Origin of the sequence: Pseudomonas sp. (assembly GCF_050739935.1) — a bacterium.
Classification (GTDB): Bacteria; Pseudomonadota; Gammaproteobacteria; order Pseudomonadales; family Pseudomonadaceae; genus Aquipseudomonas.
On the sequence record NZ_JBOICF010000089.1, the window covers coordinates 49253 to 68337 of the forward strand.

At 60.2% G+C, this 19085-nt stretch carries 17 protein-coding genes and 1 pseudogene; all 18 read left to right on the top strand.

Annotated features, from left to right (window positions below; all coding sequences use genetic code 11):
* The first annotated feature begins 49 nt into the window (after positions 1–49).
* Positions 50–1294 (top strand): beta-ketoacyl-ACP synthase II, encoded by a 1245-nt coding sequence (gene fabF / locus ACRER8_RS17935; protein ID WP_431747561.1) that lies wholly within the window; start codon positions 50–52, stop codon positions 1292–1294.
* Complete coding sequence (gene pabC, locus ACRER8_RS17940) at positions 1291–2109, top strand: aminodeoxychorismate lyase (RefSeq protein ID WP_431747562.1); 819 nt, start codon at positions 1291–1293, stop codon at positions 2107–2109. The genes fabF and pabC overlap by 4 nt, the downstream gene beginning before the upstream one ends.
* 3 nt (positions 2110–2112) lie before the next feature.
* Complete coding sequence (gene mltG / locus ACRER8_RS17945; RefSeq protein ID WP_431747563.1) at positions 2113–3402, top strand: endolytic transglycosylase MltG; 1290 nt, start codon at positions 2113–2115, stop codon at positions 3400–3402.
* Between the two features lie 19 nt (positions 3403–3421).
* On the top strand, positions 3422–4066 hold the full coding sequence (gene tmk / locus ACRER8_RS17950; protein ID WP_431747564.1) for a dTMP kinase: 645 nt from the start codon (positions 3422–3424) through the stop codon (positions 4064–4066).
* Positions 4059–5045: a DNA polymerase III subunit delta' gene (locus ACRER8_RS17955; protein ID WP_431747565.1), complete on the top strand. Its 987-nt coding sequence runs from the start codon at positions 4059–4061 to the stop codon at positions 5043–5045. The genes tmk and ACRER8_RS17955 overlap by 8 nt, the downstream gene beginning before the upstream one ends.
* Before the next feature lie 42 nt (positions 5046–5087).
* Entirely contained in the window at positions 5088–5444 is a 357-nt protein-coding gene (locus ACRER8_RS17960; protein ID WP_037011754.1) for a PilZ domain-containing protein, read from the top strand.
* 14 nt (positions 5445–5458) lie between these two features.
* Positions 5459–6247, top strand: coding sequence for a TatD family hydrolase (locus ACRER8_RS17965; RefSeq protein ID WP_431747566.1), 789 nt, complete (start codon positions 5459–5461; stop codon positions 6245–6247).
* Between the two features lie 413 nt (positions 6248–6660).
* On the top strand, positions 6661–7323 hold the full coding sequence (locus tag ACRER8_RS17970) for a TetR/AcrR family transcriptional regulator (protein ID WP_431747567.1): 663 nt from the start codon (positions 6661–6663) through the stop codon (positions 7321–7323).
* A 142-nt stretch (positions 7324–7465) separates the two neighbouring features.
* On the top strand, positions 7466–8434 hold the full coding sequence (locus ACRER8_RS17975) for a GTP 3',8-cyclase MoaA (protein WP_431747568.1): 969 nt from the start codon (positions 7466–7468) through the stop codon (positions 8432–8434).
* Positions 8435–8679: 245 nt separating this feature from the next.
* Entirely contained in the window at positions 8680–9285 is a 606-nt protein-coding gene (locus ACRER8_RS17980; RefSeq protein ID WP_431747569.1) for a DUF4823 domain-containing protein, read from the top strand.
* A 10-nt stretch (positions 9286–9295) separates the two neighbouring features.
* Positions 9296–9859: a DUF1285 domain-containing protein gene (locus tag ACRER8_RS17985; RefSeq protein ID WP_431747570.1), complete on the top strand. Its 564-nt coding sequence runs from the start codon at positions 9296–9298 to the stop codon at positions 9857–9859.
* 99 nt (positions 9860–9958) lie between these two features.
* Complete coding sequence (locus tag ACRER8_RS17990; RefSeq protein WP_431747571.1) at positions 9959–10969, top strand: aspartate-semialdehyde dehydrogenase; 1011 nt, start codon at positions 9959–9961, stop codon at positions 10967–10969.
* Positions 10970–11085: 116 nt separating this feature from the next.
* Positions 11086–13860 (top strand): FimV/HubP family polar landmark protein, encoded by a 2775-nt coding sequence (locus ACRER8_RS17995; protein ID WP_431747572.1) that lies wholly within the window; start codon positions 11086–11088, stop codon positions 13858–13860.
* A 416-nt stretch (positions 13861–14276) separates the two neighbouring features.
* A complete protein-coding gene (gene truA / locus ACRER8_RS18000; RefSeq protein WP_431747583.1) occupies positions 14277–15101 on the top strand; it encodes a tRNA pseudouridine(38-40) synthase TruA in 825 nt (274 codons plus the stop codon).
* Between the two features lie 60 nt (positions 15102–15161).
* On the top strand, positions 15162–15782 hold the full coding sequence (locus ACRER8_RS18005) for a phosphoribosylanthranilate isomerase (protein ID WP_431747573.1): 621 nt from the start codon (positions 15162–15164) through the stop codon (positions 15780–15782).
* 299 nt (positions 15783–16081) lie between these two features.
* Positions 16082–17002 carry an acetyl-CoA carboxylase, carboxyltransferase subunit beta gene (accD, locus tag ACRER8_RS18010; protein ID WP_431747584.1) on the top strand — a complete coding sequence of 307 codons (921 nt, stop codon included), beginning with the start codon at positions 16082–16084 and terminating at the stop codon, positions 17000–17002.
* Positions 16999–18305 (top strand): annotated as a pseudogene (folC, locus tag ACRER8_RS18015) (bifunctional tetrahydrofolate synthase/dihydrofolate synthase). The gene accD and the pseudogene folC overlap by 4 nt, the downstream one beginning before the upstream one ends.
* Positions 18289–18984 carry an SPOR domain-containing protein gene (locus tag ACRER8_RS18020; RefSeq protein ID WP_431747574.1) on the top strand — a complete coding sequence of 232 codons (696 nt, stop codon included), beginning with the start codon at positions 18289–18291 and terminating at the stop codon, positions 18982–18984. The pseudogene folC and the gene ACRER8_RS18020 overlap by 17 nt, the downstream one beginning before the upstream one ends.
* The last annotated feature ends 101 nt before the right edge of the window (positions 18985–19085 follow it).

Here is a 19085-nt window from a genome sequence, read left to right on the forward strand (position 1 = left end):
TTTTTCTTTAACAGGACAGCGTTTCGTCAATAGAAAAAAGGAGAGTCCTGTGTCGCGTAGACGCGTCGTGGTCACCGGTATGGGTATGCTGACGCCATTGGGCAATGATGTGCCCAGCACCTGGCAAGGCATTCTGGCTGGCCATAGTGGCATTGGCCTTATCGAACACACGGACCTTTCGGCTTACACGACTCGCTTCGGCGGTTCGGTCAAAGGATTCAAGGTCGAGGATTACCTTTCGCCCAAAGAGGCGCGCCGTCTCGATCTATTCATTCAGTACGGTCTGGCTGCCAGCTTTCAGGCAGTGCGCAACTCGGGCATCGAAATCACCGATGCAAACCGTGAACGCATCGGCGTTGCCATGGGATCGGGCATCGGCGGGCTGACCAACATTGAAAACACCAGCCGCCTGCTGCATGAGCAGGGGCCCGGCAAGATTTCCCCGTTCTTCGTGCCGGGGTCGATCATCAACATGATTTCCGGTTTCCTGTCGATCCATCTGGGTGCTCAGGGGCCGAACTACGCCATTGCCACCGCCTGTACCACGAGCACCCACTGCATTGGCATGGCCGCGCGTAACATTGCTTATGACGAAGCCGATGTGATGATTGCCGGTGGCGCCGAAATGGCTGCTTGCGGTCTGGGCATGGGCGGATTCGGCGCATCTCGTGCGCTGTCGACCCGCAATGACGAGCCGACCCGCGCCAGCCGTCCGTGGGACAAGGGCCGTGACGGTTTCGTGCTGTCGGACGGTGCCGGGGCCCTGGTTCTCGAAGAGCTGGAACACGCCCGAGCTCGCGGCGCCACTATCTATGCCGAACTGATCGGTTTCGGCATGAGCGGCGACGCATTCCACATGACGTCGCCACCGGAAGACGGTGCCGGCGCCGCCCGCTGCATCACCAACGCGCTGCGCGATGCCAAGGTTCGTCCAGATGAGGTCCAGTACATCAACGCTCACGGGACTTCGACCCCGGCAGGCGACTTGGCGGAAGTCCACGCGATCAAATCGGTGTTCGGCGAGCACGCCTACAAGCTGGCGGTCAGTTCGACCAAGTCCATGACCGGCCATTTGCTTGGCGCCGCGGGTGCAATCGAAGCGATCTTCAGTGTGCTGGCGATCAACGGTCAGGTAGCGCCGCCGACCATCAACCTCGATGAGCCGGGTGAAGGTTGCGACCTGGACTTCGTGCCCCACGAACCACGCAACATGCCGATCGATGTCGTCGTTTCCAACTCCTTCGGGTTTGGCGGCACCAATGGTTCACTGGTGTTCCGTCGGTTCGCGCAATGACCTTGAGCTGGATCGATGGCGCGCCAGCCGACTCCCTGTCCATAAAGGATCGGGGGTTGGCCTATGGGGATGGTTTGTTCGAGACCATCCTGGTCAAGGCTGGCGTGCCGTTGCTTTTCGAGCGTCACCTGCAACGCCTCGCGCTGGGCGCAAAACGCTTGGCCCTGGTGCTCGATCTGCCACTGATAGAAAGCGAGTGCCGGACCTTCGCGGTGCAGATGAGCGAAGGGGCAATGAAGCTGATCGTCACCCGCGGCGACGGCCTGCGGGGTTATGCACCAACCCCTGGCGCGCAGGTTCGACGTATCCTGCAATCCAGCCCCTTGCCTGCCTATCCGCCGGCGAATGCCGAGCAAGGCATTCGTCTGTTCCCGTGTCGTACTCGTCTTGCCGAGCAGCCGCTGCTGGCCGGTCTCAAGCATCTCAATCGCCTGGAGCAGGTCATCGCCCGCAGTGAATGGCACGATACCGAGCATGCCGAGGGCTTGATGCGCGACACGACGGGACGCATCGTCGAGGCGGTCTACAGCAATCTGTTTCTGATCAAGGGCGGCGTACTGCTGACCCCGGATCTGACCCGTTGCGGCGTGGCTGGTGTCATGCGCGCTGAGCTGTTGACGCTGGCCGAGCAGATGAACATGCCTGTCCGGGCAATGGACCTGCATATGTCCGATCTGCAGAGAGCCGATGAGGTCTTCGTCTGCAACAGCGTTTATGGCATCTGGCCGGTGCGCGCTGTCGAGCAACTGAACTGGCCGGTTGGCCCCGTCACCCGTAAACTGCAAAACCTTGTTCGCGGGCTTCTGGATATCTGATTCGTGATCCGAAAATTATTCGTCTTGCTGGAAACAGGTGTGATTCTGGCGGGGCTGTTACTGGGTCTGGCCTTCTGGCAGCAGAACAACGCGCTGCAACAACCCCTGAACCTGACTCAAGAGCGATTGCTCGATGTGCCATCGGGTGCGTCGCCTACCGGTGTGCTCAATCGCCTGCAGAACGATGGCGTGATCAACAATGCATTTTGGTTGCGCCTGTATTGGCGCTTCAACCTTGCGGACCAGTCCCTGCACAGCGGCGAGTACCGTATGACCCCGGGCATGAACGCCAGATCGCTGCTGGGGCTCTGGGAGAAAGGCGACGTCGTGCAATACAGCCTGACGCTGGTGGAGGGCTGGAATTTCCGTCAGGTTCGTGCGGCGCTGGGCAAGCAGGCGAAGCTGGAACAGACCCTGGTCAACCTAAGCGATAGCGAGCTGATGGCGAAGATCGGCCATCCGAATGTCTTCCCTGAAGGACGCTTTTTCCCCGATACCTATCGCTATGTGCGCGGTATGACTGACGTCGAGTTGCTCAAGCAGGCCTACAACCGTCTTGATGAAGTACTGCAGGAAGAGTGGGACAAGCGTGCCGCTGATGTCCCCTATGTCGATCCCTATCAGGCGCTGATCATGGCATCGCTGGTGGAAAAGGAAACCGGCGTGCCGCAGGAGCGCGGGCAGATTGCAGGTGTTTTCGTGCGGCGTCTGCAGCAGGGCATGTTGCTGCAAACCGATCCTACGGTCATCTATGGTTTGGGCGAGCGCTACAACGGCAGAATCACACGTGCGTTTCTGAAAGAGGCTACACCCTACAATACCTATGTGATCTCCGGACTGCCGCCGACGCCGATCTCCATGGTCGGACGTGAAGCGATTCATGCGGCAATGCATCCGGTCCCTGGAAACAGTCTGTATTTCGTGGCGCGAGGTGATGGCAGTCACGTGTTCTCTGCCGATCTGGATGCTCACAACGCGGCAGTCAAGGAATTCCAGCTCAAGCGCCGGGCCGATTATCGTTCAAGTCCCGCACCCGTCGTGTTGCCAACACCGGGGGTCGATCCAGTGCCGACGACTGAAACGCCTGCAGCAGGGGCGGCGCCCGCATCGCCGACTGAAGTGCCACTGCCGGAACTGAAGTCACCGGAGCAGAATGCTTCCGAGCAGCAAACGCCCGGGCAGCCGGAAGATGAACAATCGGGCGCTGCAAAGCCAGGCCCTGGAAAAGCAGGCACTGAGCCACCGACCGAGGTCAGCGGCAAGGCCGAGAAGGGCGAGTCGAGCCCGCAATGAATCTGATGAAGGACTGCCTGTGACTGGTTTGTTTATTACCCTGGAAGGTCCGGAAGGCGCGGGCAAGAGCACCAACCGCGACTACTTGGCCGAGCGCCTGCGCGGCCACGGCATCGATGTGGTGCTGACCCGCGAGCCTGGTGGCACGCCGCTGGCCGAACGCATTCGTGAACTGCTGCTGACACCCAGCGACGAAAAGATGGACGCCGATACTGAGCTGTTGCTGGTGTTCGCCGCCCGTGCCCAGCATCTGGCCGGGGTGATTCGCCCGGCGCTGGCCCGTGGCGCGGTGGTTCTATGTGACAGATTTACCGACGCGACGTACGCATACCAAGGTGGCGGCCGAGGCCTTTCGGTCGGGCGTATCGCAGCGCTGGAAGATTTCGTCCAGGGTGAGCTGCGCCCGGATCTGACCCTGGTGTTCGATCTGCCGGTGGAAATCGGTCTGGCCCGCGCAACCGCGCGCGGTCGTCTGGACCGTTTCGAGCAGGAAGGCCGCGTGTTCTTCGACGCGGTGCGCAGCACCTATCTCAACCGAGCCGCTGCGGCGCCCGAGCGTTATCGTCTGGTGGAAGCCGCCTTGCCGCTGGATCAGGTGCAGGCTTCCCTCGACATGTTGGTGCCGGATCTGCTGAAACTGCTGACGGACCGTCAGCATGGCTGAGGCTTATCCTTGGCAGGCAAGCCTCTGGCAGCAACTCGCCGGTCGCACTCAGCATGCCCATGCGTATCTGCTGCACGGGCCTGTGGGTATCGGCAAGCGGGCCCTGGCCGAGCGTCTGATGTATCTGCTGCTGTGTCAGCAACCGCAGGGGCTTGAAGCGTGCGGGCAGTGCAAATCCTGCTCGCTGTTGACCGCTGGCAGTCACCCCGATAACTACATTCTGGAGCCGGAAGAAGCGGATAAGGCGATCAAGGTCGACCAGGTTCGGGATCTGGTCAGTTTCGTGGTGCAGACTGCGCAGATGGGCGGGCGCAAGGTGGTGCTGATCGAGCCCGTCGAGTCAATGAACATCAACGCTGCAAACGCGTTGCTGAAAAGCCTCGAAGAGCCGTCCGGCGAGACCGTGCTGCTGTTGGTCAGCCATCAGCCCAGTCGGTTGCTGCCAACGATAAAGAGCCGCTGTGTGCAGCAGGCGTGCCCGTTGCCGAGCGAGGCGATGAGTGTGGCCTGGCTCGCTGACGCGCTGCCTGAATGCACCGATGAAGAACGCGTCGAGCTACTGACCCTGGCGGCCGGCTCCCCTCTGGCGGCGGTCAGTCTTCAGGGGCAAGGCGTGCGTGAGCAGCGGGCGCTGGTGGTCGATGGCGTCAAGAAGCTGCTCAAGGGCCAGCAGTCGCCAACGCAATTGGCCGAGGGCTGGAAAGACATCCCGCTGTTGCTGCTCTTCGACTGGTTTTGTGGCTGGTCGAACCTGATCCTGCGTTATCAACTCACTGACGACGAAAACGGGCTGGGATTGGCCGACATGCGTAAGGTGTTGCAATATCTTGCGCAGAAGTCATCTCAGGGCAAAGTGCTGGCGATGCAAGACTGGCTGCTGCTGCAGCGCCAGAAAGTATTGTCCAAAGCGAACCTGAATCGCGTTTTGTTGCTCGAAGCATTACTGGTGCAGTGGGCATCTCTGACCGGACAGGGTTAGACTGGCCATCTGCATGACATCAGTATCCACGAGGAAGTTGAGATGAGCGTCCCCCTCAGCCCGGGTCCACGTAACGGCATCCTGTCCCTGACGATCAAGGACAAGTCTGTCCTGTATGCCGCGTACATGCCGTTCATCAAGAATGGCGGACTGTTCATCCCCACCAGCAAAAGCTACAAGCTGGGGGATGAGGTGTTCATGCTGCTCAACCTCATGGATGAGCCGGAAAAGATTCCGGTCGCGGGAAAAGTCACCTGGATTACCCCCAAAGGTGCCCAGGGCAATCGCGCCGCGGGCGTCGGCGTGCAGTTCAACGATGGCGACAATACCGCTCGCAACATGATCGAAAACTATCTGGCCGGTGCTCTCAAGTCCGACCGTCCTACCCACACGATGTAATCGCTCCGGTTCCCATGCTCGTAGATTCCCATTGCCACCTCGACCGTCTCGACCTCACTGAACACGCAGGCTCACTGGACGCTGCTCTGCAAGCCGCGCGCGGACGGGGTGTAGGACATTTTCTGTGTATCGGCGTCAGCGCTGACAACGCGGCCGAGGTCAAGGCCCTCGCCAATCGCTATGAAGATGTGGATTGCTCGGTCGGCATTCACCCGCTGGACCTCAAGCCGGGCGAAGCGCCTGCGTTGGAGTGGCTGCTGGGCGAGCTGAATCACCCGCGCGCGGTCGCGATCGGCGAAACAGGCCTGGATTACCACTACGAGCCGGAGGCGGCCGAGTTGCAGCAGGCGTCGTTTCGTCTGCATCTGCAGGCGGCCAACAGCACCGGCAAACCGGTGATCGTCCACACTCGCGGCGCGCGGGCCGACACGTTGCAGCTATTGCGTGAAGCGGCCCTGCCACAGGCGGGCGTATTGCACTGCTTCACCGAGGACTGGGAGATGGCCAAGGCCGCGCTGGACCTGGGCTTCTACATCTCACTTTCCGGCATCGTGACCTTCCGCAACGCCGATGCGCTGCGCGATGTGGCGAGCAAAGTACCGGCCGATCGCCTGTTGGTTGAAACCGATTCGCCATATCTGGCGCCGATTCCTTATCGCGGCAAACCCAATCTGCCGCAATACGTGCGCGAAGTCGCGGAGTTTCTGGCGATGTTGCGCGGTGAGAGCTTCGAGCGTTTCTCCGAGCAGACCACCGAGAACTTTAAGCGTCTGTTCCCGCTGGCCCGTGTCAAGGCCGCCTGAGACGGGTGTCGAAGCCAGAAATCGCAGGCAAAAAAAAACCCGGGTTCTGGGGGGTGAATCCGGGTTAAGACCATTAGGAGTAAAACAAAGACACGCTATCCGTTGGTGCCTTTACCGATGCTGGCACTTGGGGGAGATGCCGCATCGGCGAAGTTAAGTATTGGTCATATTCCACTGGCGTCCAGCGCAGGCTGTACGTTTTTTAAACAGTTTTGGAATACCCGATCCGCTCTTGATACCTCAAAGCATGGCGATGACCGTTCGCAACTTGTACTGCGATATGGGTGTGGGTCAAAAACGTGGCTGAAGCGGCCAATTTGGTCTCGCGCGTGAACATCGTCGGATGATCCGTGCAATTTCCCCCGAGATAGGCATAATGTGCGGCTTCGATTTTGAACCCACAGCCTCCTCTTATGCAGAAAGAACCTCGTAAGGTCCGTGAGTTTCGGCGCCGTGAGCAAGAAATTCTTGATACCGCGTTAAAGCTGTTTCTCGAACAGGGTGAAGACAGTGTCACCGTCGAGATGATTGCTGATGCCGTCGGTATTGGCAAAGGCACGATCTACAAGCATTTCAAATCCAAAGCGGAGATCTATCTGCGCCTGATGCTCGACTACGAGCGTGATTTGAACGAGCTGCTGCACTCGGCCGATGTCGACAAGGACAAGGAAGCGCTTTCCCGCGCTTACTTCGAATTCCGCATGCGTGATCCGCAGCGCTATCGCCTGTTCGACCGGCTGGAAGAGAAGGTGGTAAAGGGCAATCAGGTGCCCGAGATGGTCGAGCAGCTGCATAAGATTCGCGCCTCCAACTTCGAACACCTGACCCTGTTGATCAAGGGCCGGATTTCCGAAGGCAAACTTGAGGATGTGCCGCCATACTTCCATTACTGCGCGGCCTGGGCGCTGGTCCACGGCGCCGTGGCGTTGTATCACTCGCCATTCTGGAGCAATGTTCTGGAGGATCAGGAAGGCTTCTTCCAGTTCCTGATGGACATCGGCGTGCGTATGGGCAACAAGCGCAAGCGCGATCCCGAAGCCGGTCATGACCTCAAGCCTGAAATCACCGGAACCTGAGCCGGATCTTCTCGCCGAGCATCCTGGCAGGCATCGTTCTGGTGTCTGCCAACTCCATTGCAGTCTTTGCCCGGAATGACGCTTGCTAAAAGCTGATTTATGAGTCAACTTTTGCGCGCTGCACTACTTCCCGGAGCTTCCCATGATCGTCGATCGCCAAGGCCGACGTTTCCGCAACCTGCGGATCAGTCTGACGTCTGCGTGCAACTATGCCTGTACCTACTGCGTGCCCGATGGCAAGCGGCTTGTTGCTGCGCAAAATGAGTTGTCCGCCGATGCCATGGCTCGTGGCGTGGAATACCTGATCGAGGCAGCGGGTATCGAGCGATTGCGCATCACAGGTGGCGAACCGTTGGTGAGTCCGCGTCTCGAGCGGTTCATGGGGCAGGTCGGCCGAATGGGGCTGAACGACATCAGCCTCACCACCAATGCCCAGTTACTGGGGCGAAAGCTGCCAATTCTGCTGGACGCAGGCATCAGCCGAATCAATGTGTCGCTGGATACTCTCGATCCGTCCGCGTTTCGCGCCATTGCTCGCGGAGGTGATCTGGCAACCGTACTCGATGGCATGGAGCGGGCGAGGGCAGCGGGCATCCGGATCAAGGTCAACATGGTGCCGTTGCGCGGCAGTAACCTCGATCAGGTCATGCCGCTGCTCGATTACTGCCTGGAGCGCGGCTATGAGTTGCGCTTCATCGAGCTCATGCGCATGGGCCACCTGGCCAGCGACCATAACGGCTTTCTCCAGCAGTTCGTGAGCCTTGATCAGTTGCTGGCGCTGATCGGCGAGCGTTATGAATACCTGCAGGCCGATGCGCCTGTGGATGCCACGGCAGTGCGTTATCGGATTCCTGGCAAGGGGCACTTTGGCGTCATCGCCAATGAAAGCGTGCCGTTCTGCCGCACTTGCTCACGCCTGCGTCTGTCATCGACCGGCTGGCTGCATGGCTGTCTGTCGTCAAGCAACCGCCATTACGTCGGCGACCTGCTCGACAAGCCTCGGCATCAGGCCTTGCCTGCGTTGCAGCGTCTGTTGATCAGGGCGCTGGATGACAAACAGGCCGTGGCGTTTTCCGGCGGGGCGACAGTGATGAAGATTATTGGTGGTTAAGATTTCGGTCTTGGCTTCGTACTCTGCCGGCTGATCTGCTGTGGGAGCGAATTCATTCGCGGTGCGGCGTTATTGCCCACGGAGACGTCTCGGCGGTATCCCCTTCGCGAATGCGTTCCCTTGCCCACAAAAGGCGTCCGCCGGATTGGAATAGACAGGCAATTCCTCCCACCGCCTAACATGGCGCAAAAGCTGCATTACACCGCCATTCGCCGGTTTTCCGTCGCCGGACTTTGGAGGAAATAATGCGTAGCCTGGTTTTACTGCTGGCGTTCTTGGCATTGAGTGGCTGCATGCATGTCAGCGATCTGGCACAGGGCGCCCATGATGAACTCAGCGACGCGGGTCTGCTGGACCACAGTTCCACGCGACGAATCAACAATTTCCGCCTGCAACCGGATTCCTTCATCTATATCGCTCAAGGCGCGTTCGCTCCCCCGGGAGGCGCTTATCCGCGTCCCAACGTGGTCGCCGAAGAGGCCTTCAACGGTTTCATCGAATACTTCCCGATGGTCCGCCGCGCCCGTGCGCCCGAAGGTCTGGACGAGGCGATGAACGAAGCCCGGGCTGTTGGCGCGCATTATCTGCTGTACACGCGCTTCGCCAAGGCGGATGACCGCATCGGCAATTTTGACGAGTGGTCCGATCAGGAAGCCGTCGACCGTCTGGGCATCGACAGTGGCGTCATTCAGTTGATGCTGATCGAAACCAACACTCGTTATCTGATCGATACCGCGCGGATTCACAGTCGCGGAGGCTTGCTGACTTTTCACGACACCAAACCCGAAAATTTGCTAGGTCCGCCAATGGAGGATTACGCTCGTAGTCTGTTGGGCGTCTCAGCCCGCTGAGGAGTAGCGTATGAGTGGTCCGGGAAAAGCCAACGACCTGTTGGCGCAATTACCCAAGACCGGCAAGGGTTTGCCACCTGTGCATCTGTGGAACCCTGATTTTTGCGGCGATATCGACATGCGTATCGCCCGTGACGGCACCTGGTTCTATCTGGGCACGCCCATCGGCCGCAAACCGATGGTGCGCTTGTTCTCCACCATCATTCGTCGGGACGGCGATGATTACTTCCTGATCACCCCGGTGGAAAAAGTCGGCATCACGGTCGATGACGCGCCCTTCGTGGCGGTGCTGCTGGAGGTCGAAGGCGAGGGCGATGCCCAGGTGCTTCGCTTCAGCACCAATGTCGAAGATGTGGTCGAAGCCAGCGCCGAGCATCCTCTGCGCGTCAGCATCGACCCCCTCACTCAGGAACCTGCTCCTTATGTGCATGTGCGCAGTAATCTGGAGGCGCTGATCCATCGCAATGTCTTCTATCAACTGGTCGATCTTGCAGTCATGCGTGAAATTGACGGCCAGCGCTGGCTGGGTGTCTGGAGCCACGGTGAATTCTTTCCTGTGGGACTTGAACCCTGACCAGCTTCGAAACCGGCGCATCCCTGTTTTTGCCAGGTCAATTGCCTGGCTGTCTTGTCGCGGTTAAAGTGCCGCCCCCGATTTTTCTGAGGTTTTTGCATGAGCCAGTCCTTTGATATCGCCGTGATCGGCGCCACCGGAACTGTCGGCGAAACCATCGTCCAGATTCTTGAAGAACGTGATTTCCCTGTCGGCGAGTTGCACCTGCTGGCCAGCGCGGAATCGGCAGGCAGTTCGGTGGCCTATCGCGGCAAAAACGTGCGTGTGCGTGAAGTCGACGCGTTCGACTTCGGCAACGTGCAGATCGCCTTCTTTGCGGCGGGCCCGGCTGCCACGCGCAGCCATGCCGTGCGCGCGACAGCGGCGGGCTGTGCGGTGATCGATCTGTCCGGCGGGCTGCCCGTCGAGCAGGCGCCGAACCTCATTCCTGAAGTCAACGGCGCACTTCTGACCAGTCTGACCAAGCCTTGGCAGGTGGCGTCTCCGAGCCCAGGTGCGACGGCGCTGGCCGTGGTCCTCGCCCCGCTGCGCCAGTTGCTTGACCTCCAGCGTGTCAGTGTTACAGCTTGCATGGCGGTCTCAAGCCAAGGGCGCGAAGGCGTGACCGAGCTGGCGCGGCAGACTGCCGAGTTGCTCAACGTACGCCCTCTGGAGCCGCGCGTGTTCGACCGGCAGATGGCCTTCAATGTGCTTGCTCAAGTAGGTACGCCGGATGCTCAGGGGCATGTGCCGCTGGAAAAGCGTATGGTCAGCGAGTTGCGCGAGTTGCTGTCGCTGCCTTTAATCAAGGTCGGTGTGACCTGCATTCAGGTGCCGGTGTTCTTTGGCGATAGCCTGAGCGTGTCGGTGCAGACAACTTCCCCAGTGGACCTTGCTGCTGTCGCCGCAGCACTGGATGCAGCGGACGGCGTCGATCTGGTGGGCGCGGGGGATTATCCGACACCGGTGGGCGATGCGGTGGGACAGGATGCTATCTACGTAGGGCGTTTGCGCACCGGCATCGACGACGCCTGCGAGCTGAACTTCTGGGTGACGTCGGACAATGTGCGCAAGGGTGCGGCGTTGAACGCTGTGCAGGTCGCCGAATTGTTGATAAAAGATGTTGCGTAAAAGATACTTGCCAACAATTCAAAGAATGATTCTAGCTGTGGCGTGTAGAAACGCCCTACGCCCTAGCAGGCTTTATCTTCTCGGTCGCCGGGGAAATTTTAAACAAGGGATGGGCTATGGTTCAGGTTCGTAAACTGGTTTTAGCAATCGCTGCAGCTTCGGCGCTGTCATCAGGGATGGCACATGCGCTTGGCCTCGGTGGTTTGACCGTCAAGTCGAGCCTGAACCAGCCGCTGCTCGCCGAAATCGAACTCACCCAGGTGCAGGACCTCAACTCAGCGCAGGTCGTGCCCAGTCTGGCCAGCTCCGCCGAGTTCGCACAGGCGGGCGTCGGGCGCACGGCAGTCCTCGATGACCTGACGTTCACTCCCGTGGTCAACCCCGGAGGCAAGAGCGTTCTGCGCATTACCTCCAGCAAACCGGTCCGCGATCCCTATGTGAAATTCCTCGTGCAAGTGCTGTGGCCCAATGGCCGAGCGTTGCGCGAATACAGCTTGCTGCTCGATCCACCAAAGGTCTCGCCACAGGCAGCCGCCGCTGCCGCCGCGCAATTGCCGTCCACCGCGCCAGCCGCGGTACCTGCTCAGGCACCCGCTGCCGAAGCGCCAGCACCTCCGGCCCCGGCTCCTGCTGCGCCGCCGGAGCCCAAGTACACCCAATACACCACCGCCAACAACGACACACTGTGGGAAATTGCCGAACGTGTGCGCAATGGCGGAACCGTGCAACAGACCATGCTGGCGATCCAGGCGCTCAACCCGGACGCCTTCATCGCGGGCAACATCAACCGTCTGAAGAAAGGGCAGGTGCTGCGTCTGCCGTCGCCGCAAGAAGTCAGTGCCACGCCGCAGCCTCGCGCTGTGGCCGAAGTGGCTGAGCAGAATCGCGCGTGGCGCGAAGGCCGTCGTCTGCCGACTGGCGCCCGTCAGATGGATGCTACCCGTCGCGATCGTGTGGGCGCCACGCCGTCACAGATCGACGCCAGGGACAACCTCAGCCTGGTGTCGGCCAACAAGCCGGGCGCCAAAGGTGCCGCGGGTGACGCCGACCTCAGCAATAAGCTGGCGATAGCGCAAGAGAGTCTGGACAGCACCCGTCGCGACAATGCCGAGCTGAAAAGCCGCATGGGCGACCTGCAAAGCCAGCTGGACAAGCTGCAGCGTCTGATCGAATTGAAGAACGATCAGTTGGCCAAGATGCAGGCCGCAGGCGCCGCTGTGCCACCGCCGGTCGATGATGCGAACAGTACGGTCAGCCCGAACAGCGTGACCAATCCGAATAACGCTGCGAACCCGGCGATGCCTGCGCAGATCGTTCCGCCGGCCGCCCCGGATGCCGCCGGCAAGCCGCCGAACGAAATCGCTCCCGAAGATGCGCTGCCGGTCGATGGCGCTACGGTTACCGGGGCCACCCCTGACCAGCCGCTGGCCGTGCAGCCCGATCCCGCCGCCAACCCGGATAATCGGAGCGCGCTGGACAAGATCCTCGCCAGCCCCACGCTCATGGGATTGATCGGTGGCGGCGTGCTGCTGTTTCTGTTGCTGCTGATGCTGCTGCTGGTGCGTCGTCGCAACGCGATCCTTGAAGCTGAACGGCATCGGCAAATGGCTCGGGCGCTGTCGGAAGAATCCGATTTCGCGTCTGACATGGATTTACCTGAAGGCAGTTTCGAGGGGCTGGAGGTTCCTCCACCCACTGTAAAGACGGCGCCCCTATCGGCCGTCATCATCGAACCGACCCGCGAACGTCCGGCTGATGTGCTGGTGCAGGCTGAAATCCATATCGCTTATGGCCGCATGAACCAGGCCGTGGCATTGCTGGAAGAAGCCGTGAAGGAAGAGCCTCAGCGCAGTGATTTGCGCCTCCAACTCATGGAAATCTATGCCCAGCAAGGCAACCAGGAAGGTTTCGTCGCACAGGAGCGGCAACTGGTGGCCACGGGAAAGAACCACGCTGAAGTCGAGCAGCTCAAAACCCGTTATCCGGCCATGGCAGCAGCTGCTGCGGCGGCTGCGGGTGTCGCGGCTGCGACGGCTTTGGCGGCCCAAATGGAGGCGAAGTACGTTGACGATCTGCTGACTGACAAGTCTGAGCCTGCGCCGACTGTCGTGTCTGAACCCGCTGCTCGACCTGTCGCCGAACAACCTGATGATTTCGACACGGCTTTCGATTTGAGTCTAGATGACCTGGAAGCGGCGTCGCCAACTGAAGTGAGGGATCACAGCGCGCCACAGACCGACTCCGGTCTCGACGATCTGGTTCTGGATGCGCCATTCAGTGATACGGCTGCAGATGATCTGGATTTCGACGCCATTCTGCGCGAGCAAACCGAAGCCAAGACCGCGCAGCCGGACGATCTGGCGGATTTCGACCTGAATCTGTCGGAAGATCAGCCGGGCCTCAAGGCTGAAGATGATTATCTGTTGGGTCTGGAAGATGATCTGAACGATCTGCCACCTTTCGAGGCGACAGCCGACTTGGGTGCGAGCAAAGCGGCCCATGAGGACGACCTCGAACTGCCGGCCGATTTCGACCTGTCTCTGGCGGATGAGATTGAGACCGATCAGGCATCCGAAGCATTCGCGTCCGAGATCGATGATGTGAATGCCGAGCTTGAACGTCTGTCGCAGCGCCTGGAACAGCCGCCAACCGCCAAGCCATACGACGAGGCGCCGACCTTTACCGAAGACGACGCGCTGCTGGCGGACGATGAGCCGGAGTTCGACTTCCTCTCGGGCACCGACGAAGCGGCCACCAAGCTCGACCTGGCTCGAGCCTACATTGAAATGGGCGACGCCGATGGCGCTCGCGACATTCTTGATGAGGTGGTGGCAGAAGGTGACGACGGGCAGCAGACCGAAGCACGCGAGATGTTGTCGCGTCTGGTCTGAACCGCGTTCAGATTGCATCGATAACGACCGCTTCGGCGGTCGTTTTTGTTTATAGCCGTTGATGGGCTGGTCAGGCTTTTCTGTAGGAGCTCAGCTAACGGACTGATTCGACAGGCGAGAAACCTGTGGGAGCGAATTCATTCGCGAAAGATCCATCAGGCGGCAGGGAAGTGTCGACTGAACGGGCCTCTCGCGAATAAATTCGCTCCTACAGGAACTGCGATCATGTAGTGACGGCGCGTTATGCCTGCTGCGGGAGATGACGAGGCTTTTATTTGAATGACGCAAGGCGAGCCTTTGTCTTTCACCAATGGCGTCTTTTTTCGTCATCCGTATAATGGCCGCCCTTGCGCACATCGACAGGCTTTAAGCACTTGGCAATCACAGACACCGAGGCAGAGACAGCTGCAGCCGAAATGGCTGCCGAAGGTTTTTCCAGGATCGCGCTGGGCGTGGAATACAAAGGTTCCCGCTACAGCGGCTGGCAGCGCCAGTCTACTGGCGTGCTGACGGTCCAGGAAACTCTGGAAAATGCCTTGTCCAAAGTCGCCGACTCACCGGTCTCACTGATGTGCGCCGGGCGTACCGACGCTGGCGTGCATGCCTGTGGTCAGGTCGTGCATTTTGACACCCAGGCTGTACGCACCATGAAAGCCTGGACCATGGGTGCCAACATCAACTTGCCCCATGACATCAGCGTGACCTGGGCCAAGGTCATGCCCGCGCATTTCCATGCGCGCTTCAAGGCCATTGCCCGGCGCTATCGCTACGTGATCTATAACGACCAGATCCGTCCGGCGCATCTGGGGCAAGAGATCACCTGGAATCACCGTCCGCTGGATGTCGAGCGCATGGCGCTGGCGGCGGAGTATCTGGTCGGAACCCACGATTTCAGCGCATTTCGTGCTGGCCAGTGCCAGGCCAAGTCGCCGATCAAACAGCTGCACCACCTGAGGGTCACCCGCCACGGCAAGATGATCGTCATCGACATTCGCGCCAACGCCTTCCTGCACCACATGGTGCGCAACATTGCCGGTGTGCTGATGACCATCGGGGCAGGGGAGCGCCCCGTCGAGTGGGCCGGCGAAGTGCTTGAGAGCCGGGTTCGACGCACCGGTGGCGTGACCGCACATCCGTTTGGCCTGTATCTGGTGCAGGTCGAATACCGCGATGAATTCCCGTTGCCGGAGCGTTACATCGGACCGCACTTTCTTACAGGCTTCACGGAACTTGGCGGCTGACGCCCGGAACAGCATTTGCTAACATCCGTGACTTTCGCCAGGCTTGAGGTAATTCACTACATGTCAGCCGTTCGCAGCAAGATCTGCGGGATTACCCGCATAGAAGATGCGCTGGCCGCTGTCGATGCGGGAGCGGACGCCATCGGCTTGGTGTTCTACCCCAAGAGTCCCCGAGCCGTCACCATCGAGCAGGCCCAGGCGATCATCGCCGAGCTGCCGCCGTTCGTGAGCACAGTCGGGCTGTTCGTCAATGCCGAGCGTGATGCGCTCAAGGCACTTCTCGACGTCGTCCCGCTGGACCTGATCCAGTTTCACGGCGACGAGACTCCGGAGCAGTGCGAGGGCTACCAGCGCCCCTGGATCAAGGCATTGCGAGTACAGGCCGGTGACGACCTCGCCGCCAGTTGCGCCTTGTATGACAAAGCCTGCGGCATCCTGCTCGATACCTACGTGGCGGGCATACCGGGCGGGACGGGTGAAACTTTCGATTGGGCCTTGATTCCAAAACAGCTGAGCAAGCCGATCATTCTGGCCGGCGGGCTCACGTCGGCTAATGTGTCTCAGGCAATCGCGCAGGTTCGCCCCTATGCGGTTGATGTCAGCGGCGGGGTGGAAAAGTCCAGGGGGCTCAAGGATCACGACAAGATTCGTGCTTTCATGAGCGCGGTTCACGGGGCCTGAGTGTATTTTCCCTACGTCATCTGCCGTTGATGTGACGGCAGACGGGCGGTCGCCGTCCACTAGCCTGCGACTGCTCCTGCGGGTTTTGTGGATCGCCAGAATTGAACAGGCGAAGACGTATGTGCGTCTCGCTGCACAGAAGTTGAGGGCGGTGTCGAGGAGTTACCGTGGCAGCAGGTCAGGCGCTGGCGCCGATCGTTGCAGGCAATTCGCGATATTGCATATGAATTTAGTTTAAGGGCATGCGCGTGGCATTGATTGCCATCGCGTTCTGGCCACCGGTACTGGAGAAAGAAAGCATGAGCAACTGGTTGGTAGACAAACTGATCCCTTCGATCATGCGTTCCGAGGTCAAGAAAAGCTCAGTGCCTGAAGGCCTCTGGCACAAATGCCCGTCCTGCGAGGCGGTGCTTTATCGGCCGGAGCTGGAAAAGACCCTGGACGTCTGTCCGAAGTGCAACCACCACATGCGTATCGACGCCCGCGCGCGTCTGAATATCTTCCTCGACACCGAAGGTCGTCAGGAAATCGGTGCCGATCTGGAGCCGGTCGACCGCCTGAAATTCCGTGACAGCAAGAAATACAAGGATCGCCTGACGGCTGCCCAGAAGCAGACCGGCGAAAAAGACGCGCTGATTTCCATGAGCGGTACGTTGCTGGGCATGCCGGTGGTGTGCAGCGCATTCGAATTTTCGTTCATGGGCGGCTCCATGGGCGCGGTGGTCGGCGAGCGCTTCGTTCAAGCTGCCAACTACGCGCTGGAAAACCGTTGCCCGATGATCTGCTTCGCTGCTTCCGGAGGTGCGCGGATGCAGGAAGCGCTGATCTCCCTGATGCAGATGGCCAAGACTTCCGCTGTCCTGGCGCGTCTGCGTGAGGAAGGCCTGCCATTTATTTCCGTGTTGACCGACCCGGTCTACGGCGGTGTTTCGGCCAGTCTGGCAATGCTGGGCGACGTGATCGTTGCCGAGCCGAAGGCGCTGATCGGTTTCGCCGGCCCGCGTGTGATCGAGCAGACAGTGCGTGAAAAACTGCCGGAAGGTTTCCAGCGCAGCGAATTCCTGCTGGAGCACGGCGCGATCGACATGATCATTCATCGTCAGCAGCTGCGCCAGCGCCTGGGTAACCTGCTGGCTCAGATGATGGGCGTGCCAACACCTAAATTCGTCGCGCCGAAACTCGAGCCGATCGTGGTTCCTCCCGCTCCGGCCAACGTATGACCGCACGCTCTCTGAGCGAATGGCTCGGCTATCTGGAGCAACTGCATCCGTCAGCCATCGATATGGGGCTGGATCGGTCGCGACAGGTGGCGCTGCAGATCGGTCTGAGCCGCCCTGCGCCGCGGGTGATTACCGTCACCGGCACCAACGGCAAAGGCTCGACCTGCGCTTTCGTGGCTTCTTTACTGCAGGCGCAAGGGCTCAAGGTCGGGGTTTACAGCTCGCCGCATCTGATTCGCTACAACGAGCGGGTGCAGGTGCAGGGCGTCGAAGCGACCGATCAGCAGCTGTGCGAGGCGTTCGAGGTCATCGAGAAGGCGCGCGGCGATATTTCCCTGACTTACTTCGAAATGGGCACCCTGGCGGCGTTCTGGCTGTTCGAGCAGGCTGCGCTGGACGCGGTGGTGCTGGAGGTCGGCCTGGGTGGACGTCTGGATGCGGTGAATCTGATCGATGCCGACATGGCGTTGGTGACCAGCATCGGCGTCGATCATGCGGAATGGCTGGGCAATACCCGAGAATCGGTGGCCTTCGAGAAAGCCGGCATTTTCCGAGAAGGTCGCCCGGCCCTCTGTGGTGACCTCGAAGCGCCGCGACCTTTGCTCGATCAGGCCCGCGCGTTGAATTGCCCATTGTCGCTGCGCGGCGCTGATTTCGATCTGATCGTAGGAGTGACGAGCTGGAACTGGTACGGCACCGACGCCAGTGGCCAGCGTATCGAGTTGCGCGATCTGCCTTTGCTGGATTTGCCGATGCAGAACGCAGCCCTGGCGCTTCAGGCCTATCTGCTGCTGGATCTGCCCTGGCAGGAAGCATCGCTCCGCCAGGCTTTGCTGAACACCCGAGTGACCGGGCGGCTGGACCGGCGAACCTTCGAATGGCAAGGCAAGCGGTTGCATATCTTGCTGGACGTTGGTCACAACCCCCACGCAGCGGTGTTCCTGGCTCAGCGTCTGCGTCAGCGCCCGGTCAGTGGCAAACGGCTGGCGGTGTTCGGTTTGCTCAACGACAAGGATCTGGATGGCGTCCTGGGCGAACTGCAGTGCTGCTTCAGTAACTGGGCGGTGGCACCGTTGCCGACCCTGCGCAGTCGTTCCGAGCAGGAGATTGCCCAGGCCTTGCAGAACCTTGGCGCAGTCGTGACGTCCTACCCCAGTGTTGCGCTGGCGCTCCAAGCGCAATGCGCTCAGGCGACAGCCGACGACGAAATCGTTCTGTTCGGGTCTTTTTATTGCGTAGCCGAGGCCCTGGAATGGCTTGCTGGCGCGTCACGGAGGAAGTGACACATGGCTTTGCTGGATAAGGCGTACAAGCAGAGGATGGTCGGTGCTTTGGTACTGATAGCCATTGCGGTGATCTTCCTGCCGATGCTGTTCTCTCGTCAGGACGAAGCACGCCATGTACAGGTGGATGCGCCTGCAGCTCCCCAGGCGCCCGCCGCTGCGCAGATCAAAGTCGATCCGGTGGCGGTTCCCGAGCAGCAACCGCTGCCGCAAGAGCCTGTCCCCACTGATGAAGAACTGGCGCAGCCCGCTCAACCGGTCAACCAGCAACCGCCGTCGATGCCGATCTCGCCTGCACCTGGCAAGTCCGCAGCTACCACGCCAGCGGCCAAGGCAGCCCCGGCTCCGGCTAAACCCGCTCCCGCTGCTCCTGCTCCTGCACAGGCCGCGGCGAAACCGGCAACCACGCCAGCGGCGCCCGCACTGGCTCCCGACACCAACCGGGTAGACGCCAATGGCCTGTCGATCACCTGGGCCGTGCAAGTGGCCAGCCTGTCAAACCGGGCTAACGCCGACAGTCTGCAGAAAACCCTGCGTACCCAAGGCTACAACGCTTATATCCGTACCTCTGATGGTGTGAACCGGGTATTCGTCGGTCCGTTGATCGAGCGGGCCGAAGCTGACCGCCTGCGCGATCAGCTCGACAAACAGCAGAAGCTCAAGGGCATCGTCGTGCGCTTCCAGCCGGAGCGCAGGTAACGGCAGGTGACTTCCCTCCTGTAGGAGCCGGCTTGCTGGCGAAAGCGGTGTTCCATTCAACACCTTGTGACTGAATGCGTTCGTCAGCAAGCCTGCTCCTG